Genomic DNA, 22,531 nt, shown 5'->3' with positions numbered 1-22,531 from the left:
ATTTTCACATCTGGAAGGGGAGATCAGAGGCTCATAGCCAATTGTTTGTCAGTCGAAACCTTTGACGCTTACGCCGAATACAGAGGGTTCCCGAACGGTCACCCGTTCCGCCATTTCGCGTGCGCGCGAGAGGGATTACGCCTGCCGGGAGGCGAGCTCGACCACGGTGATGTCGGACGGCGCGCCGACCCGCACGGGCGGACCCCAGGCCCCGGCGCCCCGGGTGACGTAGAGCTGGGTGTCGCCATGGCGTTCGAGCCCGGCGACCGTCGGGTTGGACAGCTCCGCCACGTAGTTGCCCGGCCACAGCTGGCCGCCGTGGGTGTGCCCGGACAGTTGCAGGTCCACGCCGTGCTCGACGGCCTCGTCGATCACCACGGGCTGGTGGGCCATGAGCACGACCGCGCGGGCGGGGTCGCGGCCCCCGAGGGCGCGGGCGAAATCCGGGCCCTGCCCCTCGCTCTCGCCGGCGATGTCATTGACCCCGGCCAGATCGAAACCGCCGGTCTGCACCCGGGCGTTCTCCAGCGGGTGCAGCCCCAATTCCCTTACATGATCAACCCATTGGGCCGCGCCGGAGTAGTACTCGTGATTGCCGGTGACAAAGAACGCACCGTGCCGGGCGCGGAGGCCGGCGAGCGGTTCGGCGGCCGGACCGAGATCGGCGACCGATCCGTCCACCAGATCACCGACGACCGCGATGAGATCGGGCTGCGTCCGGTTGACCGCGTCCACGATCCGTTGCGTATGGGAGCGGCCCAGGATCGGACCCAGGTGAATATCGCTGACGACGGCGATGCGGAAACCGTGGGCGGACCTCGGCAGCCGGGCGAGCGGCACGGTGACCCGCTTCACCCGGGGCCCGCGCAACACGCCGTACGTCCCGTAGCCCACGGTCCCCAGCCCGGCCACGGCGGCGGCGCCCCCGACCGCCCGCGCCACGAACAGCCGCCGGGACGGGGTGTGGAGGGCAGGCGCGGCGGACTGCGGCTCGGGCGGGGCCTCCGGCGCCGACGCCGGTACGGGGGCGGGCGCGGGTTCCCGTACGGGTGCCGCATCGGCCGCCGTCCGGCGCGCGAGCCACCGGCGGAGCAGGGGTCGTACGGCCTCGCCGACGAGCAGGGCGAGCGTCAGATAGAGCAGCGCGGCGAGCCAGAGGTACCCGGGCCAGGCCAGCGCCCGCTGGACCGGGAAGGGCGCGCCCGCCGGCCCTGCGACCAGGGCGCCGACGCTGAGCAGCGGCAGCACGTACGCGGCGATCGTGCCGGCCCTGCGCCACGGGCTGCCCTGGGTCGTCGTGTCACCGACGAACCGGCGCCACAGGTAGCGGTGCACGGCCGCCAGCAGGGCGAGCACCACGACCGCCGCCAGCGCGGCCCCCACGACCCGCATGTCCGCTCCCCCGCCCTGTTCATCCTATTTACACCGGTGCCCCCCGGTTCAGATCCCGGCCGGGACCAGTGATTTCAAGCCTTCTCGGTGCGCAGGGCCCTGACGCCCCGGAACCCGATCCAGCCCACGGCCGTCCCCAGGAGAAAGGACGTGATGGCGAGCAGCAGATGCACCCAGAAGTACGCGGTCGGGTCACCGGCGTCGTCGAAGGCGAGGCCGCTGCCGTCCTTCCACAAATTCTTGGCGAAGGTGACCCAGATGACCCACGACCACACCCCGAAGGCGAGCAGGAACCAGGAGACCGGGCGGCTGAGCTTCATGGATTCAGTATCGCCGCCGCGCTCAGGGGGGCTCGGGCGGGGTGGTCCGTACCGGCGGTCCGCCCGGCGGGTCAGGCCGCCAGTACATATATTCACATCAACTGCATGTACGTTTTCGACCGTGCCAGCTCTCAAGAAGGCCGCGTTGGCGGTCACCTCTGCCGCCCTGCTGTCCGCTTTCGCCGTCACACCCGCCTCCGCGGCCGACGGGGGCGACGACGCCCCGAAGCCTCCCGCGACCATGTCGCAGGTCGGTGGCGCGCAGCTGGGTCGGACCGGCACCCAGGTCAACCTCGGGCCCGGCGCCCCGGTGCTGCCCAAGGAGCTGACGGGCCGGTCGTGGATGGTCTCGGACGCGGAGACCGGCGAGGTGCTCGCCGCGCACAACGCGCACTGGCGGCTCCCCCCGGCGTCGACGCTGAAGATGCTCTTCGCGGACACCCTGCTCGACGACCCGGCGCTCCTGCCGAAGACGCGGGAGTACACGGTGAAGGACGAGGACCTCGCCGGCATGGGCGAGGGCAGCAGCCTCGTCGGGATCAAGGAGGACCTCAGCTACACGGTGCACGACCTGTGGCTCGGGGTGTTCCTGCGTTCGGGGAACGACGCGGTGCACGTACTGGCCTCGATGTACGGCGGTGTGCCGAAGACCGTCCAGGCCATGCAGAACCGCGCGGTGGAGCTCCAGGCGCTGGACACGAACGTGGTGTCGCCCGACGGGTACGACGCGCCCGAGCAGGTCTCCAGCGCGTACGACCTCTCGCTCTTCGCCCGCGACGGGCTCCAGAACGCGGACTTCCGGGAGTACTGCTCGACCGCCACCGCGCAGTTCCCCGGCGAGAAGAAGAAGGGCAAGAAGCGCGAGACCTTCGGCATCCAGAACACCAACCGGCTGCTCACCGGGGCCGACGGCGTCACCGCGTACAAGGGCATCGCGGGCGTCAAGAACGGCTACACCACGCACGCCGGCAACACGTTCACCGGTGTCGCCGAGCGCAACGGCAAGGTCCTCCTGGTCACCGTCATGCACCCGGCCGACGACGAGACGCACGCCGTGTACAAGGAGGCGGCCCGGCTCCTGGACTGGGGGTTCGCCGCGACCGGCAAGGTCACCCCGGTCGGTGAGCTGGTCGCGCCGAAGTCCGCGGTCACCGGCGACGGCGCGGACAGCGCCGGGACGGGCAAGGGCGCCGAGGCGGACACGGCGGTCGCGGACAAGGGCGGTCACGGACCGGACACGGCCGCGCGGGCGGCGGCCTCCACCGACGGCTCCAGCGGGGCCGGCATCGCGCTGGGCATCGTCGGCGGAGTGCTGGTCCTCGTGGCGGGCGGGGTGTTCCTGGTCAACCGGCGCTGGCCGCTGCCGGACCTGATGCGTCGCCGTCCTCGCCCGTGACGCGCCGGGCGGCGGGCGTGGAGCCCCCCTCCGCGTCCGCAGCCGGCGCGTCCTCCTTGCTCGGGGTCGCCGTCCAGGCGGCGCAGAACAGCAGCAGCTTGGCCGTGAAGTTGATCCACAGCAGCAGGGCGATCGGCACTCCGAAGGCGCCGTACATGCTCTTGGACGCGACGCCCTTCATATAGCTGCCGAGCAGCAGCTTGAGCAGTTCGAACCCGACCGCGCCGAGCAGCGCGGCCACCATCAGCCGGCGGCGCGGCGGTTCGACGCCGGGCAGCAGCGTCAGCAGATAGAGCAGCAGCAGGAAGTCGGCGGCGACGGCCACCAGCAGGGCGGCGATCCGCAGCAGCACCCCGCCCGCCCCGTTCTCGGGGATGTTGAGCAGGTCCGCGACCCAGCCGACGGCAACCGAGCCGACCGAGGAGATGGCGAGCGTCACCAGCGCCGCGCCGCCGAGACCGAACAGCACGCCGGCGTCCTTGAGTTTGCGCAGGACCGGATTGCCCTCGTCCAGGTCGTCCCTCTCCCAGACCGCCCGCAGGCAGTCCCGCATCGAGCCGATCCAGCCGATACCGGTGAAGAGCAGCAGCGCACCGGCCACCAGACCGACCGTCCCCGCGTGGGCGACCAGATTGTCGATGCCGAGCTGGTCGGAGATGCCGGGCACCTGCTCGGCGATCTTGTTCTCGATCGTGTTCAGCTGCTTGTCGGTCAGCAGCGCGGCACCGATCGCCGCGCCGACCGCGATCAGCGGAAAGAGCGCCAGGAAGCTGATGAACGTGATGGCCGCGGCCAGCCGGGTCCAGTGGACCCGGACCAGCGTCTCGTAACTGCGCCAGGCGTGCGTCTCCATCAGCCGGGAGACGAGTGGCCCGATGACGGGGAGTTTCTTCAGCCAGTCCATAGGTCACGACTACCCCTCCGGCGCGCCAAAACCGAAGCCCGGTGAGGGGTGCTGGGGATGACGGACCCTCAATCACCCATTTCGGTGAGTGTTGTAACAAATCCCTCAAAGGTGTTATCCCGGGCGATACGGTCACCCCCATGTCTGTCGACACCGTGTCCCTGACCGGCTGGGGCCGCACCGCCCCGACGACCGCGCTGCGTTTCCGCCCCCGTAGTCACGAGGAGGCGGCGGCGACCGTGCTGGGCTGCGGGCCGCGCGGCTCGATCGCCCGGGGGCTGGGCCGGACGCATGGCGACGCGGCGCAGAACGCCGGGGGTTCGGTCCTCGACATGACGGCGCTCGACCGCGTCCGGGGGATCGACGCGGCGGCCGGTCTGGTGGTCTGCGACGCGGGCACGACCCTGCACCGGCTGCGCGAGGTGATGCTTCCGCTCGGCTGGTTCCCGCCGGTGGTGCCCGGCGGGCGCTACGTCACGGTAGGGGGCGCGATCGGCTCGGACGCACACGGCGACAACCACCGCACGGCCGGCTCCTTCTCCCGCCACGTCATGGAGTTCACGCTGCTCACCGCCGACGGCGAGGTGCGTACGGTGCGCCCGGGCACCCCGCTCTTCGACGCGACCGCCGGCGGTCTCGGCCTGACCGGGGTCATCCTCTCGGCCACGCTCCGCTTCCGGCCCGTCACCACGGCCCTGATGGCGGTCGACACCGAGCGGGCGGCCGGCCTGGACGACCTGCTGGCCCGGATGGCGCGCGGCCACCGCCCCTACGAGTACGCCCGGATCGACCTCACCGCCCGGGGCCGGGCCACCGGCCGCGGCGTCCTGGTCCGCGCGAACCACGTCCCGGTGCGGGCGCTCCCGGCGCACGCCCGGCACACCGCGCTCGCGCTCGGCCCGGCGCGCCGCCCGGCCGCGCCGCCGCCGCTGCCCCGTCTCCTCGGCAGGCTGTCCGCCGCCGTGCTCAACGAGATCGGCTACCGCTCCGCGCCCCGGTCGCGCACCGGGGAGCTCCAGCCGCTCGGCGCCTTCTTCCGCGCCCTGGACGCCCGGCCGCACAGCAACCGCGTCTCCCCCACCGGCGGCCGCATCCACTACGCGTTCCTGGTCGGGCACGGGCAGGAGGAGACGCTGCGGCGGATCGTCGGGCGCATCGCCCGCAGCCGCTGCCCGTCCTTCCGGGCGGTGCTCAGGCGGTGCGGCGAGGGCGGCCCCGGCTGGCTGTCGTTCCCCGCGCCCGGCTGGCACCTCTCCCTCGATCTGCCGGCCGGCCTGCCGGGGCTCGCCCGCTTCCTCGACTCGCTGGACGAGGAGGTGGCGGCGGCGGGCGGCCGGGTCTCCCTCACCGAGGACGCCCGGCTGCGCCCCGGCGCGCTCGCCGCGATGTACCCGCGGCTGCCCGACTTCCGGGCGCTGCGGACCGAGCTGGACCCGAACGGGGCGTTCCGCTCGGACCTGTCCCGCCGGCTGTCGCTGTAGACCCCTCTTCCCCTGCAAGGAGCGTTCCCGTGAAGGATGCCTTCGGTGCCCCGCAGTCCCTGCTCGTCCTCGGCGGCACGTCGGAGATCGGGCTCGCCACCGCACGCCGGCTGATCGCCCACCGCACCCGCACGGTCTGGCTGGCCGGCCGGCCCTCGCCCGCCCTGGAGGCGGCGGCGGAGGACCTGCGCCACCGGGGGGCGTACGTACAGACCGTGGCGTTCGACGCGCTGGACACCGAGTCCCACGAAACGGTCCTGGGCAAGGTCTTCACCGAGGGCGACATCGACATGGTGCTCCTCGCCTTCGGTATCCCGGGCGACCAGGAGCGCGACGAGGAGGAACCGCTCGCGGCGGTCCGGGTGGCGCAGACGAACTACACCGGCGCGGTCTCCGCCGGTCTGGTGTGCGCGGGCGCGCTCCAGGCGCAGGGGCACGGTTCGCTGGTGGTGCTGTCCTCGGTGGCCGGTGAGCGGGCCCGGCGCGCGGACTTCATCTACGGGTCGAGCAAGGCGGGCCTGGACGTGTTCACGCAGGGCCTCGGCGACGCGCTGCACGGCACGGGGGTGCACGTGATGGTGGTGCGGCCCGGGCTCGTGGTCCCGGACGCGGCGGCGGTGCGGGAAGCCGGGGGGCCGCTGGCGACGATCCCGTTCACCCGGACGCCGCTGGTGACGACGCCGGGTGCGGTGGCGGACGCGATCGTGACGGGGCTGCGGAGGCGTTCGGAGACGGTGTGGGTGCCGGGGGCGCTGCGCGGGGTGATGTCCGCGCTGCGGCACGTGCCCCGGCCGCTGTTCCGGCGGCTGCCGGTGTGACCCGCCGTTACGGGTGCAGCGAGGGCGCGTCCAGGGTGCTGCCGCTCTGCGCGGGGACGGCGGGGCCGGTGCCGCCCGCGCCGAACGGAAACTCGTTGATCTTGCGCCAGACGCGGTCCAGCCGGCCCTGCTCGTACAGCGCGAAGGAGCCGCAGATCCAGGACGCCTCGTAGTCGGCGAGCTCCTCGTACGCCCGGTCCATCGCCGCTTCGGGGATGTCGTGGGCGACGGTCACATGCGGGTGGTACGGGAACTGGAGCTCGCGCACCAGCGGCCCGGAGGCGTCCCGTACCCGCTTCTGGAGCCAGGCGCAGGCCGAGGCGCCCTCGACCACCTGGACGAAGACGACCGGGGACAGCGGGCGGAAGGTGCCCGTGCCGGACAGCCGCATCGGGAACGGGCGGCCGCCGGTCGCGATGGGGGCGGGGTGCGCCTCGATCGCGGGCAGGTCGGCGGCCTCGGCCTCGGTCGGCGGCAGGAGGGTGACGTGGGTGGGAATGCCGTGTGCGGCAGGGTCCCCGAAGCTCGCGCGGCGTTCCTGGAGCAGGCTGCCGTAGGGCTCCGGGACCGCGATCGAAACGCCGAGCGTTACGGTCCCCACGTCGTTCTCCTCAATCCTCGGTGGTCTGTTTTCAGCCACTGACGGCCGCAGACTTCACGCCGCAAGTGTGCCGCCTGCGAGCCCTCCGCCGCCAGGGTCCTTGGACTCAGTGCTTGGCGGGCAGAAGGCCCATCCGGTCGTAGGTGAGCGCCAGGGTCTCGGCGGCCACGGCCCGCGCCTTCTCGGCGCCCTCGGCCAGGATGGAGTCCAGCGTCTCGGGGTCGTCCAGATATTCCTGCGTACGCGTGCGGAACGGTGTGACGAAGTCGACCACGACCTCGGCGAGGTCCGTCTTCAGCGCGCCGTAGCCCTTGCCCTCGTACTTCTGCTCCAGCTCCGGCACCGACACGTCGGTGAGCGCCGAGTAGACGGTGAGCAGATTGCTGACGCCGGGCTTCTCGGCCAGGTCGAAGCGGATCACCGTGTCGGTGTCGGTGACGGCGCTCTTCACCTTCTTGGCGGTGGCCTTCGGCTCGTCCAGGAGGTTGATCAGACCCTTCGGGTTCGCCGTCGACTTGCTCATCTTCGAGGACGGGTCCTGGAGGTCGTAGATCTTCGCCGTCTCCTTGAGGATGTACGGGTCCGGGACGGTGAAGGTCTCGCCGTAGGTGCCGTTGAACCGCTCGGCGAGATTACGGGTCAGCTCCAGGTGCTGGCGCTGGTCCTCGCCCACCGGGACCTGGTCGGCCTGGTAGAGCAGGATGTCGGCGACCATCAGCATCGGGTAGGTGAACAGGCCGACCGAGGTGCGGTCGGCGCTGTGACGGGCGGACTTGTCCTTGAACTGCGTCATGCGGGACGCCTCGCCGAACCCGGCCAGGCAGTTCATGACCCAGCCCAGCTGGGCGTGTTCGGGCACGTGGCTCTGGACGAACAGCGTGCAGCGCTCGGGGTCGACCCCGGCGGCCAGCAGCTGGGCGACGGCGAGCCGGGTGTTGGCCCGCAGCTGCGCCGGCTCCTGGGCGACGGTGATGGCGTGCAGGTCGACGACCATGTAGAAGGCGTCGTGGGACTCCTGCAGGGCCACCCACTGGCGGACCGCGCCGAGGTAGTTGCCGAGGTGGAACGAGCCGGAGGTGGGCTGGATTCCGGAGAGCACGCGGGGACGTTCAGAGGCCATGGGCTCATTGTCTCAGGTGCGCGGCCCTTCCCGGGCGCCCGGTGGAGGAATCACCCGGCGGGCCCGCACGGCGGAACTCGACGGCCTCGCGCGGCGGAAGAATCAGCCGCGCCGTGAACCGCAGGTTTCCTCGCGGACGAACCGACCGACGATACAAAGTGGGCCCGCGGCGAGGCACCCCCCAACCTCAGCCCACGCCGCACGACGATCGGAGATCCCGTGTCGACCACGGAAGACGCCATCGCCTCCGCCGAGGCGCACAGTGCGCACAACTACCACCCGCTGCCCGTCGTCGTCGCCACGGCGGACGGGGCCTGGATGACGGATGTCGAGGGCCGCCGCTACCTCGACATGCTCGCCGGATACTCGGCGCTCAATTTCGGCCACAACAACCGCCGGCTGATCGACGCGGCGCGGGCGCAGCTGGAGCGGGTGACGCTCACCTCCCGGGCCTTCCACCACGACCGGTTCGCCGACTTCTGCACACGCCTGGCGGAGCTGTGCGGCATGGAGATGGTGCTCCCGATGAACACCGGGGCGGAGGCCGTGGAGACGGCGGTGAAGACCGCCCGCAAGTGGGGCTACCGGGTCAAGGGCGTCCCGGACGGCATGGCGAAGGTCATCGTCGCCGCCGACAACTTCCACGGCCGCACGACCACGGTCATCAGCTTCTCCACGGACCCGGAGGCCCGCGCCGACTTCGGCCCGTACACCCCGGGGTTCGAGATCGTGCCGTACGGGGATCTCACCGCGATGCGCGAGGCCATGACGGAGAACACCGTGGCCGTGCTGATCGAGCCGATCCAGGGCGAGGCGGGCGTGCTGGTGCCGCCGCCGGGCTATCTCGCCGGGGTGCGGGAGCTGACCCGCGAGCGGAACGTGCTGTTCATCGCGGACGAGATCCAGTCCGGTCTGGGCCGGACCGGGAAGACCTTCGCCTGCGAGCACGAGGGCGTCGTCCCCGACGTGTACCTCCTCGGCAAGGCGCTCGGCGGCGGCGTCGTGCCGGTGTCCGCCGTGGTGTCGTCGGCGGCGGTGCTCGGCGTGTACCGCCCCGGGGAGCACGGCTCGACGTTCGGCGGCAACCCGCTGGCCTGCGCGGTGGCGCTGGAGGTCATCGCCATGCTGAACACCGGCGAGTACCAGCAGCGCGCCGCCGAGCTGGGCGACCACCTCCACCACGAGCTGGGGCTCCTGGCGGGCGGGGACTCGGTGCGAGCCGTGCGGGGACGCGGGCTGTGGGCGGGCGTGGACATCGAGCCGGAGCTGGGCACGGGCCGCGAGATCTCCGAACGGCTGATGGAGCGCCGGGTCCTGGTGAAGGACACCCACGGCTCCACGATCCGGATCGCGCCGCCGCTGGTGATCGGCAAGGAGGACCTGGACTGGGGGCTCGACCAGCTGCGGGAGGTGCTGCGGGGCTGAACCGGAGCGGCGCGGGGCGGGCGCGAGCCGGGCGCACGGCGCGGGCGCGGGCGCGAGCCGGGCGCACGGCGCGGGCGCGGGCGCGAGCCGGGCGCACGGCGCGGGGCGCCCGCCCTCTCACGTCAGCACCCGCAGCAGCGCCTCCAGGGCCCCCGTCCACGCGCTGTCCGTCGGCGTGCCGTAGCCGATGACCAGCGCCTCGCGCTTCAGGTCGGCGTCCGGGTGGCGGTAGAAGGCCAGGCCCTCGACCGCGAGGCCCTGCCAGAGCGCTGCCCGGATCACCTCGTCCTCGCCGCCCTCCGGGAGTTCGAGGACGGCGTGCAGCCCGGCGGCGATCCCGCTGACCCGGATCCGCGGGGCGCGCTCGGCCAGCGCCGCGACGAGCTGGTCGCGCCGGTTGCGGTAGCGCAGCCGCATGGACCGCACATGCCGGTCGTACGCCCCCGAGGCCATGAACTCCGCGAGCGTCAGCTGGTCCAGCGCGCCCGGCGCCCAGTCGCTCGTCCCCTTCGCCTCGGCGATCCCGGCGGCCAGGGCGCGCGGCACCACCATCCAGCCGAGCCGCAGCCCCGGTGCCAGGGACTTGCTGGCGGTGCCCAGGTAGACGACGCGTTCCGGGTCCAGGCCCTGGAGGGCGCCGACCGGCTGGCGGTCGTACCGGAACTCGCCGTCGTAGTCGTCCTCCAGGATCAGCCCGCCCGTGGCCCGGGCCCAGTCGACGGCCGCCGCCCGCCGGTCCGGGTGGAGCGGGACCCCCGTGGGGAACTGGTGCGCCGGGGTCAGCAGGACCGCGCCCGCGTGGCGCAGGGTGTGCAGCTCGCCGGTCCGGGTGCCGAGCTCGTCGAGCGGCAGGCAGGGGATGCGCAGCCCGGCCTCGGTGAGCAGGCGGGTGTGGATGCCGAGCCCGTACGACTCGACGGCCACGTCTCGCACGCGGCGCCCGCGCAGCACCCTGCCGAGCAGCATCAGGCCGTGCGCGAATCCGGAGCAGACGATGATCCGGTCCGGGTCGGCGTACACCCCGCGCGCCCGGGCCAGGTACTCGGCGAGGACGGTGCGCAGCTCGATCCGGCCGCGCGGGTCTCCGTAACCGAAGGCGTCGTTCGGCGCGGCGGAGAGGGCGCGCCGGGCGGCCTTCAGCCACTCGCCGCGCGGAAAGGTGGCCAGGTCGGGGGTGCCCGGCTTCAGGCTGTACGCGGGTGCGCCGCGCGGCGGCCTGGCGCGGGGGGCCTCGGGCGCCGCCGGGGGCCGGGGGTCGGCGCGGCGTGCCACCCGGGTGCCGGAGCCCTGGCGGGCCGTGAGCCAGCCCTCGGCGACGAGCTCCGCGTACGCGTCGGCGACGGTGTTGCGGGCGATGCCGAGGTCGGCGGCGAGGGTGCGGGAGGACGGCAGGCGGGTGCCGGGGGCCAGGCGGCCGGTGCGGACGGCCTCGCGCAGGGCGTCCATCAGGCCGGCCCGCAGACCGGTCGAGCCGGTCGGGTCGATATGGAGGTCGGCCCCGAAAGTGGCCCAGGCATCTGTCATGGAAATGGACCATACCGCTGCGCCACTCTCCCCGTAGCGTGGGGGCATGACGACGAACGAGAACAGCGACCGCACCTCCGGCTACTGCCCTGAGCACACCCCGCGCCTGGCCTGGGCACAGCACGCCCCCGACGTCTACAAGGCGATGGCCCGCCTGGACGCCGCCACCCGCAAGGGCATCGACCCGGTGATCGGCGAGCTGGTGAAGATCCGCGCCTCGCAGCTCAACCACTGCGCGTTCTGCCTGGACATGCACACCAAGGACGCGCTCGCGGCGGGCGAGTCCGTGGAGCGGATCATCCAGCTCAGCGCGTGGGAGGAGTCGCAGCACTTCTTCACGCCGAAGGAGATCGCCGCGATCGAGCTGACCGAGGCGGTGACCGTGCTGACCGACGGCTTCGTGCCGGACGAGGTGTACGCGCGGGCCGCGAAGCACTTCGGCGAGGAGGAGCTGGCCCACCTGATCGGTGCGATCATCACGATCAACTCCTGGAACCGGTTCGCCGTGACCACCCGCATGGTGCCGGACCACGACACGCCCGGCGACCACGGCCGAGCGGCCCGGTGACCGCGCCGGTACTGCGGGCCCTGCACCACGGCCGCGCCCCCGGCGACCCGCTGGTCCTCCCCGGCCCGTGGGACGCCGCGAGCGCCCGCGTCTTCGCGGACGCCGGTTTCCCCGCGCTCGCCACGCCGAGCGCGGGGGTCGCCGCGTCCCTGGGGTACGAGGACGGCTCGACGCCCCCCGCCGAGATGTTCGCGGCGGTGGCGCGGATCGCCCGGGCCGTCTCCGTGCCGGTCTCCGCCGATATCGAGGCCGGGTACGGGCTGGCGCCCGGCGAGCTCGTGGAGCGGCTGCTCGCGGCCGGGGCGGTCGGCTGCAACCTGGAGGACACGGTGGACGGGGTCCTGCTGGACGCCGGAGCACAGGCGGACCGGCTGGCCGCGGTGCGGGCGGCGGCCGGGGACGCGCTCTTCGTGAACGCCCGGATCGACACGTACGTCACGGGCGTCCCGGAGGGGGTGGACCCGGCGGCGGAGACCCTGCGCCGGGCGCGGCTGTACGCGGCGGCGGGCGCGGACTGCGTGTACCCGATCCTGGCCCCGCCCGAGGTGTTCGGGCCGCTGGCCGGTGCCCTGCCCGGGCTGCCGCTGAACGCGCTGGCCCGCCCGGACGGGCCGGGGCCGGGCCGCCTCGGCGAGCTGGGCGCGACCCGGATCACCTTCGGGCCGGGCCTCCAGCGCCGGGCGACGGCCGCGGTGCGGGAGATCGCGGACGGGCTCCGCTGACGTGACAGACACCACGCCCCCGGCAGCGCTGCGCTGCCGGGGGCGTGTGCGTGACCCCGAGGGGCTCAGATCAGGCCGAGCTCGCGGACCGCGTCGCGCTCCTCGGTGAGCTCCTTCACCGAGGCGTCGATGCGCGCACGGGAGAACTCGTTGATGTCCAGGCCCTGGACGATCTCGTACGTGCCGTTCTTCGTGGTGACCGGGAACGACGAGATGATGCCCTCGGGCACGCCGTAGGAGCCGTCCGACGGGATGCCCATCGAGGTCCAGTCGCCCTCGGCGGTGCCGTTGACCCAGGTGTACACGTGGTCGATGGCGGCGTTGGCGGCGGAGGCGGCGGAGGACGCGCCACGGGCCTCGATGATCGCGGCGCCGCGCTTGGCGACGGTCGGGATGAAGGAGTCGGCCAGCCACGCCTCGTCGGCGACCAGCTCGGCGGCGTTCTTGCCGGCGACCTCGGCGTGGAAGATGTCCGGGTACTGGGTGGCCGAGTGGTTGCCCCAGATCGTCAGCTTCTTGATGTCGGAGACGGCGGCACCGGTCTTGGCGGCCAGCTGCGAGATCGCGCGGTTGTGGTCCAGGCGGGTCATCGCGGTGAAGCGCTCGGCCGGGACGTCCGGGGCGGCGGCCTGCGCGATGAGCGCGTTGGTGTTGGCCGGGTTGCCGACGACGAGGACCTTGATGTCGTCCGCGGCGTTGTCGTTGATCGCCTTGCCCTGCGGCTTGAAGATGCCGCCGTTGGCGGAGAGCAGGTCGCCGCGCTCCATGCCCTTGGTGCGGGGGCGGGCGCCGACGAGCAGGGCGACGTTCGCACCGTCGAAGCCGACGTTCGCGTCGTCGGTGATCTCGATGTTGCGCAGCAGCGGGAAGGCGCAGTCGTCGAGCTCCATCGCGGTGCCCTCGGCGGCCTTCAGCCCCTGGGGGATCTCCAGGAGACGCAGGTTGACCGGCACGTCCGGGCCGAGCAGGTGGCCGGAGGCGATGCGGAAGAGCAGCGCGTAGCCGATCTGGCCGGCTGCGCCGGTCACGGTGACATTCACGGGAGTGCGGGTCATGGCGATCTCCGTTAGACAGCTGGCGGTCCGGGCTCCTGGCCCCTGGTGCGGGACATCTCCCTGAATCTTGATGTGAAGAGATATCCGTCGGCCAGGCTATCCGACCCGGAACCCCACGGCCGCCCGGCCCCCGTTGCCTGTTGATCACACCATGGCGGAATGGTCACTTCCGTGCCACAGGGGACAGCCATCCCTTGAACGGGTGAGGGCTGTCAACAAGGCTGGACACAGGACGGGGCAAGGCCGCTCGACCGCCGTTTCGGGAGCTTCGCGCTCCGGGTTGCCCCGCCTCCGGTGTCCGTCCCTTCTCGGGGGAGGGGACGGCCACCGGGTTCTTCCGCTCCTCGGAGCGGTCAGCGGACCGTGAAGTGGACCGCGTCCTCCAGGAACGGGATGTCGAGCCACGGCTCCGGCTGCGCGACCAGCGCGAGCAGCACGATGAGGACGCCGAGCAGGCCGTACGTCACCAGATCGGTGAAGCGCGACCGCACCGCGAGCATGCCCACCGACCGGACGGTCACGCGCAGGACCGCTCCCAGGACGAGGCCGATGCCGATCAGTATCGTGCCGACGCGGAAGGCTTCCTCGAAGGGATCGGCCGCCACGATCAGCAGTCCGACGCCGGCCGTGCAGAGCACCGCGAGCAGCGGCCACTGCCGGGCCGGGGCCGGCGCGTCCCCGCCGGCCGCCCGTCCGCCGCCCTCGGGCCGCGCGGTGTCCCGGGTCAGTGAGAACCGCCGCGACCGCCGGGTGGCGGCGGTCGCGTCGGACGGCTCGGAGGGGACCGCCGTGGACCCGGTCGCACCGGTCTCCTCCGTGGAGCCGGTGTCCGGACTCGTACCAGCACCCACGGGTCAGCCGGCGGAGACGGCCGCGGCGTCGCGCTCGGCGGCCTCGACCACGTTGACGAGCAGCTGGGCGCGGGTCATCGGGCCGACACCGCCCGGGTTCGGCGAGATCCAGGCGGCGACCTCGGCCACGCCGGGGTGCACGTCGCCGACGATCTTGCCGTTCTCGTCGCGGCTGACGCCGACGTCCAGGACGGCGGCGCCCGGCTTCACGTGCTCGGGCTTGATGATGTGCGGCACGCCCGCGGCGGCGACGATGATGTCCGCCTGCTTCAGGTGGGCGGCCAGGTCCCGGGTGCCGGTGTGGCACTGGGTCACCGTGGCGTTCTCCGACTTGCGGGTGAGCAGCAGCGGGATGGACCGCCCGATGGTGACACCGCGTCCGACGACCACGACGTGGGCGCCGTTGATCTCGACGCCGTGGTGGCGCAGGAGCTGGACGACGCCCTGCGGGGTGCACGGCAGCGGGCCGGTCTCGTTGAGCACCAGGCGGCCGAGGTTCATCGGGTGCAGGCCGTCGGCGTCCTTGGCCGGATCCATCAGTTCCAGGACGCGGTTGGTGTCGATTCCCTTGGGCAGGGGCAGCTGCACGATGTAGCCCGTGCAGGCCGGATCGGCGTTGAGCTCGCGGACGACGGCCTCGATCTCCTCCTGCGTGGCGGTGTCGGGGAGTTCGCGCTGGATGGAGCCGATGCCGACCTGCGCACAGTCCTTGTGCTTGCCGTTCACGTACCACCTGCTGCCCGGGTCGTCCCCGACCAGCAGGGTTCCCAGGCCGGGCGTGACGCCCCGGGCCTTGAGGGCCGCCACGCGGACGGTCAGATCGGACTTGATCGCGGCTGCGGTGGCCTTGCCATCGAGAATCTGGGCAGTCATGGCCCCCATACTCCCGGATGAACCCGCCCTCGGACCAATCAGGTACCAGGCGTGGACGCAAGGTTGCACTTGGACAACTTCTTGAACCGCGGCTGGACAAACGTACTAACTGCTTATAACGATGAGGGCCGCTGTGCCGCAGCAGTTACCGGGGGGTCTGGACCGCTGACGTTTTCTCTTCCTCCGCGCGGCCGCACCGTCCCCGTACATCTGTTGGAGGAACGCCCATGAGCTTCGGCGACCCGAACCCGAACAACCCCTACGGGCAGCAGCCCGGTCAGCCGCAGCCGGGCTATGGCTACCCCCAGGCCCCGCAGGGCGTGCCGCAGCAGGGCTACGGCTACCCGACGGCCCCGCCGGTGCCGGGCGGCGACTACGGCCAGCAGCCCGGCTACGGTGCCCGCCCGCCGCTGGCCGGCTGGTGGCGGCGCGTCGGTGCGTTCCTGATCGACTACCTGGTGGTCGGCGTCCCCTACGGCATCATCCTGGCCGTCGGCGGGGGCATGGGCGGCGGCGCGGGCGCCGGAGTCATGGCGCTCGGTGTCGTCGTCGCCATCGGACTCGGTCTCTTCAAGCTGTACAAGGAAGGCACGACCGGCCAGTTCGTCGGCAAGAAGGCCCTCGGCATCAGCCTCCTGCGCGAACAGGACGGCCGCCCGCTCGGCTTCGGTATGACCTTCGTCCGCTACCTCGCCCACTTCCTGGACGGCATAGCCTGCTACATCGGCTTCCTGTGGCCGCTCTGGGACGCCAAGAAGCAGACCTTCGCGGACAAGGTCTGCTCCACCGTCGTGGTGCGCGTCGGCTGACCGGCCGCCCGTACAGGCCCGAGGGCCGTAACCGCACGCGGATCGCGTGGGGTTACGGCCCTCGGTCGTACGGGGACGAGGCGGCTCAGTGGAAGAAGTGCCGGGTGCCCGTGAAGTACATCGTCACGCCGGCCTTCTTCGCGGCCTCGACCGCCAGCTCGTCGCGGACCGAACCGCCCGGCTGGACCACGGCCTTGACGCCGGCCCCGGTCAGGATCTCCAGCCCGTCCGGGAAGGGGAAGAAGGCGTCGGACGCCGCGTAGGAACCGGCGGCCCGCTCCGCGCCCGCGCGCTCGACGGCCAGCTTCGCGGAGTCGACCCGGTTGACCTGGCCCATGCCGACGCCGACCGACGCGCCGCCCTTGGCGAGCAGGATGGCGTTGGACTTGACCGCCCGGCACGCCTTCCACGCGAAGGCGAGCTCCTTCAGCTCGTCGGCGGAGAGCGCGTCGCCCGTGGCGAGCGTCCAGTTGGCCGGGTCGTCGCCCTCGGCCTGGAGGCGGTCGGTGACCTGGAGCAGCGCGCCGCCGTCGATCGGCTTGACCTCGACCTCGGCGGACGGGGCCTCGGGGCAGCGGAGCACACGGATGTTCTTCTTGCGGGCCAGGATCTCGACCGCGCCGTCCTCGTACGCCGGGGCGACGATGACCTCGGTGAAGATCTCCGCGACCTGCTCGGCCATGGCGACGGTCACCGGACGGTTGACGGCGATGACACCGCCGTACGCCGACAGCGGGTCGCAGGCGTGGGCGTTGCGGTGCGCCTCGGCGATGTCGTCGGCGATGGCGATGCCGCACGGGTTGGCGTGCTTGATGATCGCGACACACGGCTCGGCGTGGTCGTACGCGGCACGCCGGGCGGCGTCGGTGTCCGTGTAGTTGTTGTACGACATCGCCTTGCCGTGCAGCTGCTCGGCGCCGGCCAGGCCGCCGGTGCCCGAGGTGTAGAGCGCGGCGGGCTGGTGCGGGTTCTCGCCGTAGCGCAGGACGTCCTGGCGCTCGTACGTCGTACCGAAGAAGTCCGGGAAGCCGGAGTCGTCGGCGGCGGCGTAGTCGGCGGCGAACCAGCCGGCGACGGCCACGTCGTAGGCGGCGGTGTGCTGGAACGCCTCGGCGGCGAGCCGCTTGCGGGCGGTCAGGTCGAAGCCGCCCGCCTCGACCGCGGCGAGCACGTCGGCGTAACGCTCCGGGCTGGTGACGACGGCCACGGAGGGGTGGTTCTTGGCGGCGGCGCGGACCATGGACGGGCCGCCGATGTCGATCTGCTCGACACACTCGTCGGCGGTGGCGCCGGAGGCGACGGTCTCCTTGAACGGGTACAGGTTGACGACCACCAGGTCGAACGGCTCGACGCCCAGCTCGGCCAGCTGCTCGCGGTGCGCGTCGAGGCGCAGGTCGGCGAGGATGCCGGCGTGGACGCGCGGGTGCAGCGTCTTGACGCGGCCGTCGAGGCACTCGGGGAAGCCGGTCAGCTCCTCGACCTTGGTGACCGGGACACCGGCGGCGGCGATCTTTCCGGCGGTGGACCCGGTGGAGACCAGTTCGACACCCGCCTCGTGCAGGCCGCGGGCGAGGTCTTCGAGGCCCGTCTTGTCGTAGACGCTGACCAGGGCGCGGCGGATGGGCTTATTCTCCGACATGACCGAGATGAACCTTTCGTCCCTCAATGCGATAGCCGTCGCGGGCGAGCCGCCCCACGGCCTCGACGAGCAGCTTGCGCTCGACTTCCTTGATGCGTTCATGGAGGGCCGCTTCGCCCTCCGGGGTGTCCTCTTCGGTCACCTCGACCACGCCCTGCGCGATGATCGGACCGGTGTCGACGCCGTCGTCGACGAAGTGGACGGTGCACCCGGTGACCTTCACGCCGTACGCGAGCGCGTCGCGCACGCCGTGGGCACCGGGAAAGCTGGGGAGCAGGGCGGGGTGGGTGTTGACGAACCGGCCGCCGAACCGGGCCAGGAACTCCTTGCCCACGATCTTCATGAACCCGGCGGACACGACGAGGTCCGGCCGGTGCGCACCGGTCGCCTCGGCGAGCGCGGCGTCCCACTCGTCGCGGGTGGCGTGGTCCTTGACGCGGCATGTGAAGGTGGGGAGCCCGGCGCGCTCGGCCCGCTCCAGGCCGGCGATGCCGTCGCGGTCGGCGCCGACCGCGACGATCCGGGCGCCGAAGCCGTCGGGGTCGTCACCGATCGCGTCGAGCAGGGCCTGGAGGTTCGTACCGGAACCGGAGACCAGGACGACCACACGGGCCGGGGCGGCGGAGGGAAGCGGGGAGGCCACGGCTGGGCCCTTTCTCGCGTGCGAGCGGTTCGAAGCGGCCGGCCCGCCGCCACGGCACCGGGGCGGCGGCCTGCGGTTTGTACGGTCGTACGAAAGAAGCGCGCTCCCCCATACGGGGAACTCTACGAACGGGCCGACCGTCAGCAACGATACCGGCACCGCGCCGCGCCCCCGCCTGACGGGGGTGACGGAGCCGCGAGGCCCAGACCCTGTCGCCGCATTCCCGTCGTCCGCCCGGAGGGCGGGCCGGGCGCGTGACGGCAGGGCCCAGGGGGTCACGGACCCCGCGCTCCCCGCTTTCGGCGCTTCCTCACCGGAAGGTAGCGTCAGGGGCAGCGAACCGTCCGCCGGGCGGAAACGACGAGATGGGGAAGACGTTCACCACATGCCGGACCGACGCCGCCGCACCGCCTTCCGCCAGCCGCTGCCCGAGCGGGCCACCCTGCTGATGCGCGAGCGCTCCTCCTCGTCCTCTTCCGGCTCCTCCGGTTCCCCCGGTTCTTCCGGGGGCCGGAACGACGACAACCCCTTCGCGCCGCCGCCGGAGGGCCGGCCCGACCAGCCCTGGCAGCCGCGCCACCCGTCCGGTTCAACGGACGGCTCCAACGGCTCCGCGGACGGCTCCACCAACGGTGACGGAGGCGACCGGCCCGAGGGCGGGCCGTCCGACGACCGGCCCGTGTGGGGCAGCCAGTGGAGCAGCCGGCAGCCCGGTCGCCAGAACGGCTCCTTCGGCGGGCGGCCCTCCGGTCCCGCCGGTCAGGAGAAACCCCCGGCCGGCCCGCGCTGGGACCCGACCGACCCCATCCAGCGCCGCGCCCGCTACGCGCTGCTCTCCGGCATGTGGGCCTTCTTCTTCGCGATCTTCGACTTCTCCGAGATCGCCCTGCTGCTCGGCGCGCTCGCCACGTACTGGGCGGTCAGCGCGCTGCGCGCCAAGCCGAAGCCGCCCGCGGCGGGTGCCGGTGCGCCCGGTGCGGCGACGACCCCCGGGAAGCCGGCGGCGGCGGACGGGACGGGGCCCGCGCCGGACACGCTCGCCGCACAGCGCGGGGGCCGGCAGCAGACCACGGCCGCGGTGAGCGGTCTGGTGACGGGCGTGGTCGCGCTGGCGATCGTCGCGACGACGTTCACGGTGCAGATGGTCTACCGCGACTACTACACCTGTGTGAACGACGCCCTGACCAAGTCGGGCCAGCTGGCCTGCAACGACCTGCTCCCGAAGCCGCTCGAGCCCTTCTTCGGCGTCAAGCGCTAGCGGCCGGCGGGCCGGGGGGCGCGTCGGTCTCCCGGTCGGTGTCCCGCTCGGCCTCCCGGGCGTGCCAGGGATCGGTGGGGAGGAAGTCGTACGCGTCGAGGTCGTCGTCCACCTCGTCCCGGCCCCCGCCTCCGCCCTCGTCCTTCGCGGGTCCGGGCGGCTCGGAAACGACGGGCGCGGGTGTCTCGCGGGCCTTGGGGGGCTCGGGGGCCTCGGGGGCCTTGGGGGCCTTGGGGGCCTTGGGGGCCTTGGGGGCCTTGGCCATGCTCACCGGGGGCGCCGTCGGTTCCGGCGCCGTCGGTTCCGGCTCCACCGGCTCGGTGTCCTGCTTGCGCCCGCGCAGCCGCCAGGCCCGTAGCAGCAGGGCCGCGGGGACGCCGACGACCGTGGTCCACGCCAGCGCCGCCGCCCCGGTGAGCCACCACACCGGGCCGAAGTCCGCCAGGGCGTGCGTGCCCAGCGGTCCCCCGGCGGCCGCCGCCAGGAGCGCCGCGCCGAGCCCGCAGCCCACCGCCCCGAGTGCGGTCGTGAGCGCGGTCTCCCCGAGGCCCCACGCCTCCTCCCGCTCGCCCTGGTCGGGCACCGCCCTCCGTACGGTGAACCAGGCCACCGTCAGCGCCGCCGCCACCGGGACCGCGCCGGCCGCCCAGTTCCACGGCCCGCCCGGACCGTGGGCGGGCATCGCGGCCAGCAGCGGGAAGTCGGGGACGGCCGGGGGCCCGGTGAAGGCCAGCGGGGTGACCGTGGACGCCGTGCCGAGGGCGAACCCGGGACCCAGCCCGTACGCCGCGCCCCACACCGCCGCGTTCGGTACGAGTCCCAGCGCCAGCAGGAGCACGGCGATGCGGCCGCCCCAGTCGGTGGCGAGCCGGAGGAACGATTCCTGGACCGGCGCGCCGTGCCACACCAGGGCCGACGCGACGACCAGCGCGCCGCCGCCCAGGAGGACCGCCGTCCCCGCCAGCGCCGACCGGCCCACCGCGTCGGCCCGCCGGAGGAACCGGGTGCGCGCCATCGCCTCGTGCAGCCGTACCGGCGCCCAGGAGGGCGGCGGCCCGAGCGGGCGCCCGCAGGCCGTCCACACCCCCGCCGCCGCAGCGCCTGCCACGACGAGGGCGGCGGGAACGAGCAGGGAGAGCGGGCTCACGGACAGCGACGCGCCGCGCGCGTAGAGGGCGACCGCCCCGACGACCAGCAGATATCCGCCCGTCACCAGGGCGAACGCGCCGCCGGGCGACGGGGCCCCGTGCCCCTCCTCGGGCTCCAGCACATCCCTGGCCGCCCGGTGCACCAGCCAGACCGGCAGCACGGAGAGCAGCAGCGGGACGACGCCCATCGGTGCCGGGGCCCCGGTCAGCGTCTCGGTCCTGACCAGTTCGGCGCCGTGCGCGAGGAGCCAGAGGCCGGCCGCCGCGTGGAACGCCTCGCCCGGACCGCTGTCCGGAGCCGGTGAGCTGATCCAGAGCGCGGCGACGAGGACGGCGACGGATCCCAGGCCGAGCCCGGCCGCGATCGCCCCGCGCAGCACCGCGGAGACCAGTACGGCGGGCCGCCCCCGCTCGTCCTGCGACAACAAGGGGCTGCGTTCGGTCACTTGGGTCACGCGGTCATGCTGCCAACGACACGCGCTTATTTCGTGTAACGGGCGAACAGCCGGGGTGTCGATCAATATACGTTTATGTACTTTTTCACCCGGTGCAGGCCGTATGGGCGGCCCTCATGACGCAGAGCACGTCCGAGACGGCCGCCGCCCCTCCGCTGCCCTCGCCGAAGGAGCGGCGCAGGCTGCGGAAGGCCCTGGCGCTGACGGAGGAGCAGGTCGCGTCGGCCGTCGGCGTGACGCGGGCGACGGTGCGGGCCTGGGAGACGGGCCGCAGCACCCCGCGCGGCCGCAAGCGGGAGGCGTACGCCCGGCTGCTCGGAACGGGCACGGCGGGTGCGGCTGCCCCGCCACCCCTTCCGCCGGTTCCCGCCGAAGCCCCTGGGAGCGTCGCCGTGGATGCCGCCGAACCGGACCGGGCCGCCGTCGAGGTGGCCGAGGCTGTCGCGCCCGAGACGCCCGAGGCACCTGAGATGCCTGCGGCACCCGAGATGCCCGAGTCGCCTGAGGCACCTGAGGCGCCTGAGGCCCCTGAGGCAGCGCCCCCGGTGCTGGCGGAGGCGCCCCAGGTGCCCGAGGACGTGCCCGAGGACGTGCCCGAGGACGTGCCCCAGGTGCCCGGGGCAGCGGCCCAGGGGCCCGAGGTACCCGACGTAGCCCACGTTCCCGAGGCGCCTCCGGGCGGGCCGGACGGCGACCACGCGGAAGGCGCGCCCGCTGCCGCGTTCGACGCGTTGTACCGGTACGCCGCCCCGGCCCTCTTCCAGCAGACCTATCTGCTGACCGGGCAGCACGCCCTGTCCCGCGCGGCCGTGTCCAAGGCGTTCGAGCTGGCCTGGGAGCGGTGGCCGGAGGTCGCGGTGGACCGGGACCCGGTCGGCTGGGTGCGGGCCGCCGCGTACGAGTACGCGATGTCCCCCTGGCGCCGGCTGAACCGGGAGCACCGCCGCCCCGACCCGCCGCCCGAGGCGCCGGTCTCGCGGGCGCTGCTCGACGCGCTGCTGGCCCTGCCCCCCTCGTACCGCCGCACGCTGGTGCTGCACGACGGGGTGGGTCTCGGGCTGCCGGAGACCGCGGCGGAGACCGAGGCGAGCACCCGGGCGGCGGCCGGCCGGCTGGTGACCGCGCGGGCGGCCGTCGCCGAGCGGCTGCCCGAGATCGCGGAGCCGGACTCACCGGCCGAGCAGTCCGCGCTGATCCACGAGCGGCTGGGCACGCTCGCCCGCAGCCGCTCCGCCTCCTCGTTGCCGGTGCCGGAGCTGATCCGTACCGGCAGCGAACGCAAGGCCCAGCTGTGGGCCCGGACGGCCGTCGCGTTCACCGTGCTGATCGTCGGGCTCACGCTGATCACTCTGGCGACGGCTCCCCGGAAGTACGAGACGCCACCGGCGCCCGCCCAGAAGGTCGGCGGGGTGCCGCCGGTCGGGGGCCCGCAGAAGCTGACGCCGCAGGACGTCGAGCTGCGGAAGAAGCTCGGCGACGAGCTGTTCCACGGCCCGGCCCGGCTGGTGCCCGAGGCCGGCTGAACCGGT

Annotated in this window: 20 protein-coding genes and 1 pseudogene; 9 read left to right on the top strand and 12 right to left on the bottom strand. The window is 73.1% G+C overall.

The annotated features are described in order from the left end of the window. Positions 1 to 135 precede the first annotated feature (135 nt). Together ACN6LM_RS21170 and ACN6LM_RS21165 are read right to left on the bottom strand one after the other, a co-directional pair. Positions 136 to 1,392 (bottom strand): metallophosphoesterase, encoded by a 1,257-nt coding sequence (locus ACN6LM_RS21170; protein WP_445066937.1) that lies wholly within the window; start codon positions 1,390 to 1,392, stop codon positions 136 to 138. A gap of 74 nt (positions 1,393 to 1,466) precedes the next feature. After that, entirely contained in the window at positions 1,467 to 1,712 is a 246-nt protein-coding gene (locus tag ACN6LM_RS21165; RefSeq protein WP_202542706.1) for an SCO4848 family membrane protein, read from the bottom strand. Positions 1,713 to 1,833: 121 nt separating this feature from the next. Between ACN6LM_RS21165 and ACN6LM_RS21160 the strand changes: the two genes are divergently transcribed. After that, positions 1,834 to 3,108, top strand: a complete 1,275-nt coding sequence (locus ACN6LM_RS21160; RefSeq protein WP_445066936.1) for a D-alanyl-D-alanine carboxypeptidase family protein — start codon at positions 1,834 to 1,836, stop codon at positions 3,106 to 3,108. Here the strand turns inward: ACN6LM_RS21160 and ACN6LM_RS21155 are convergent. Continuing rightward, positions 3,056 to 4,012 carry a YihY/virulence factor BrkB family protein gene (locus tag ACN6LM_RS21155; RefSeq protein ID WP_445066935.1) on the bottom strand — a complete coding sequence of 319 codons (957 nt, stop codon included), beginning with the start codon at positions 4,010 to 4,012 and terminating at the stop codon, positions 3,056 to 3,058. The two genes, ACN6LM_RS21160 and ACN6LM_RS21155, sit on opposite strands and share 53 nt — an antisense overlap. Before the next feature lie 140 nt (positions 4,013 to 4,152). On the opposite strand from ACN6LM_RS21155, the gene ACN6LM_RS21150 reads away from it, so the two are divergent. After that, positions 4,153 to 5,493, top strand: coding sequence for an FAD-binding oxidoreductase (locus ACN6LM_RS21150; RefSeq protein ID WP_445066934.1), 1,341 nt, complete (start codon positions 4,153 to 4,155; stop codon positions 5,491 to 5,493). A 29-nt stretch (positions 5,494 to 5,522) separates the two neighbouring features. After that, on the top strand, positions 5,523 to 6,311 hold the full coding sequence (locus ACN6LM_RS21145) for a decaprenylphospho-beta-D-erythro-pentofuranosid-2-ulose 2-reductase (RefSeq protein WP_164404405.1): 789 nt from the start codon (positions 5,523 to 5,525) through the stop codon (positions 6,309 to 6,311). A 7-nt stretch (positions 6,312 to 6,318) separates the two neighbouring features. Here the strand turns inward: ACN6LM_RS21145 and ACN6LM_RS21140 are convergent, their stop codons facing one another. Both ACN6LM_RS21140 and trpS read right to left on the bottom strand, forming a co-directional pair. Beyond that, positions 6,319 to 6,912 carry a 2'-5' RNA ligase family protein gene (locus tag ACN6LM_RS21140; RefSeq protein ID WP_445066933.1) on the bottom strand — a complete coding sequence of 198 codons (594 nt, stop codon included), beginning with the start codon at positions 6,910 to 6,912 and terminating at the stop codon, positions 6,319 to 6,321. A gap of 106 nt (positions 6,913 to 7,018) precedes the next feature. Continuing rightward, positions 7,019 to 8,032, bottom strand: coding sequence for a tryptophan--tRNA ligase (trpS, locus tag ACN6LM_RS21135; protein ID WP_445066932.1), 1,014 nt, complete (start codon positions 8,030 to 8,032; stop codon positions 7,019 to 7,021). 219 nt (positions 8,033 to 8,251) lie between these two features. Between trpS and rocD the strand changes: the two genes are divergently transcribed. Further along, the gene (gene rocD, locus ACN6LM_RS21130; protein ID WP_445066931.1) at positions 8,252 to 9,457 is read left to right on the top strand and encodes an ornithine--oxo-acid transaminase; all 1,206 of its coding nucleotides are present in this window, start codon (positions 8,252 to 8,254) and stop codon (positions 9,455 to 9,457) included. 117 nt (positions 9,458 to 9,574) lie between these two features. Here rocD and pdxR read toward each other — a convergent pair whose 3' ends face one another. Next, positions 9,575 to 10,981, bottom strand: a complete 1,407-nt coding sequence (gene pdxR / locus ACN6LM_RS21125; RefSeq protein ID WP_445066930.1) for a MocR-like pyridoxine biosynthesis transcription factor PdxR — start codon at positions 10,979 to 10,981, stop codon at positions 9,575 to 9,577. Positions 10,982 to 11,027: 46 nt separating this feature from the next. On the opposite strand from pdxR, the gene ACN6LM_RS21120 reads away from it, so the two are divergent. Beyond that, positions 11,028 to 11,549: a carboxymuconolactone decarboxylase family protein gene (locus ACN6LM_RS21120; RefSeq protein WP_445066929.1), complete on the top strand. Its 522-nt coding sequence runs from the start codon at positions 11,028 to 11,030 to the stop codon at positions 11,547 to 11,549. Beyond that, a complete protein-coding gene (locus ACN6LM_RS21115; protein ID WP_445066928.1) occupies positions 11,546 to 12,271 on the top strand; it encodes an isocitrate lyase/PEP mutase family protein in 726 nt (241 codons plus the stop codon). Before ACN6LM_RS21120 ends, ACN6LM_RS21115 begins: the two co-directional genes overlap by 4 nt. A 65-nt stretch (positions 12,272 to 12,336) precedes the next feature. Here the strand turns inward: ACN6LM_RS21115 and ACN6LM_RS21110 are convergent, their stop codons facing one another. The 3 genes and pseudogenes from ACN6LM_RS21110 to ACN6LM_RS21100 form a co-directional block, all read right to left on the bottom strand. Next, a complete protein-coding gene (locus ACN6LM_RS21110; RefSeq protein WP_445066927.1) occupies positions 12,337 to 13,326 on the bottom strand; it encodes a malate dehydrogenase in 990 nt (329 codons plus the stop codon). A gap of 353 nt (positions 13,327 to 13,679) precedes the next feature. Then, positions 13,680 to 14,153: pseudogene (locus tag ACN6LM_RS21105) on the bottom strand (DUF3017 domain-containing protein); the annotation flags it as partial. A 27-nt stretch (positions 14,154 to 14,180) separates the two neighbouring features. Then, positions 14,181 to 15,050, bottom strand: a complete 870-nt coding sequence (locus ACN6LM_RS21100; protein WP_445066926.1) for a bifunctional methylenetetrahydrofolate dehydrogenase/methenyltetrahydrofolate cyclohydrolase — start codon at positions 15,048 to 15,050, stop codon at positions 14,181 to 14,183. Positions 15,051 to 15,277: 227 nt separating this feature from the next. Here ACN6LM_RS21100 and ACN6LM_RS21095 point away from each other — a divergent pair, with 227 nt between their 5' ends. After that, positions 15,278 to 15,859 carry an RDD family protein gene (locus tag ACN6LM_RS21095; protein ID WP_445066925.1) on the top strand — a complete coding sequence of 194 codons (582 nt, stop codon included), beginning with the start codon at positions 15,278 to 15,280 and terminating at the stop codon, positions 15,857 to 15,859. A gap of 85 nt (positions 15,860 to 15,944) precedes the next feature. Here the strand turns inward: ACN6LM_RS21095 and purH are convergent, their stop codons facing one another. Both purH and purN read right to left on the bottom strand, forming a co-directional pair. After that, positions 15,945 to 17,498, bottom strand: a complete 1,554-nt coding sequence (gene purH, locus ACN6LM_RS21090) for a bifunctional phosphoribosylaminoimidazolecarboxamide formyltransferase/IMP cyclohydrolase (protein WP_445066924.1) — start codon at positions 17,496 to 17,498, stop codon at positions 15,945 to 15,947. Then, a complete protein-coding gene (gene purN, locus ACN6LM_RS21085) occupies positions 17,485 to 18,141 on the bottom strand; it encodes a phosphoribosylglycinamide formyltransferase (RefSeq protein ID WP_445066923.1) in 657 nt (218 codons plus the stop codon). The genes purH and purN overlap by 14 nt, the downstream gene beginning before the upstream one ends. Before the next feature lie 385 nt (positions 18,142 to 18,526). Here purN and ACN6LM_RS21080 point away from each other — a divergent pair, with 385 nt between their 5' ends. After that, entirely contained in the window at positions 18,527 to 19,399 is an 873-nt protein-coding gene (locus ACN6LM_RS21080) for a hypothetical protein (protein WP_445066922.1), read from the top strand. On the opposite strand, the gene ACN6LM_RS21075 is transcribed toward ACN6LM_RS21080, so the two are convergent. Then, positions 19,389 to 20,993, bottom strand: a complete 1,605-nt coding sequence (locus tag ACN6LM_RS21075; protein ID WP_445066949.1) for a cell division protein PerM — start codon at positions 20,991 to 20,993, stop codon at positions 19,389 to 19,391. The two genes, ACN6LM_RS21080 and ACN6LM_RS21075, sit on opposite strands and share 11 nt — an antisense overlap. A 125-nt stretch (positions 20,994 to 21,118) precedes the next feature. Here ACN6LM_RS21075 and ACN6LM_RS21070 point away from each other — a divergent pair, with 125 nt between their 5' ends. Continuing rightward, a complete protein-coding gene (locus tag ACN6LM_RS21070) occupies positions 21,119 to 22,525 on the top strand; it encodes a helix-turn-helix domain-containing protein (protein ID WP_445066921.1) in 1,407 nt (468 codons plus the stop codon). Positions 22,526 to 22,531 lie beyond the last annotated feature (6 nt).

The sequence above is a fragment of the Streptomyces sp. SAS_281 genome, assembly GCF_052542855.1.
Note: the sequence above shows the minus strand (reverse complement) of the source record. Positions and strands in the feature narration are given on the sequence as shown.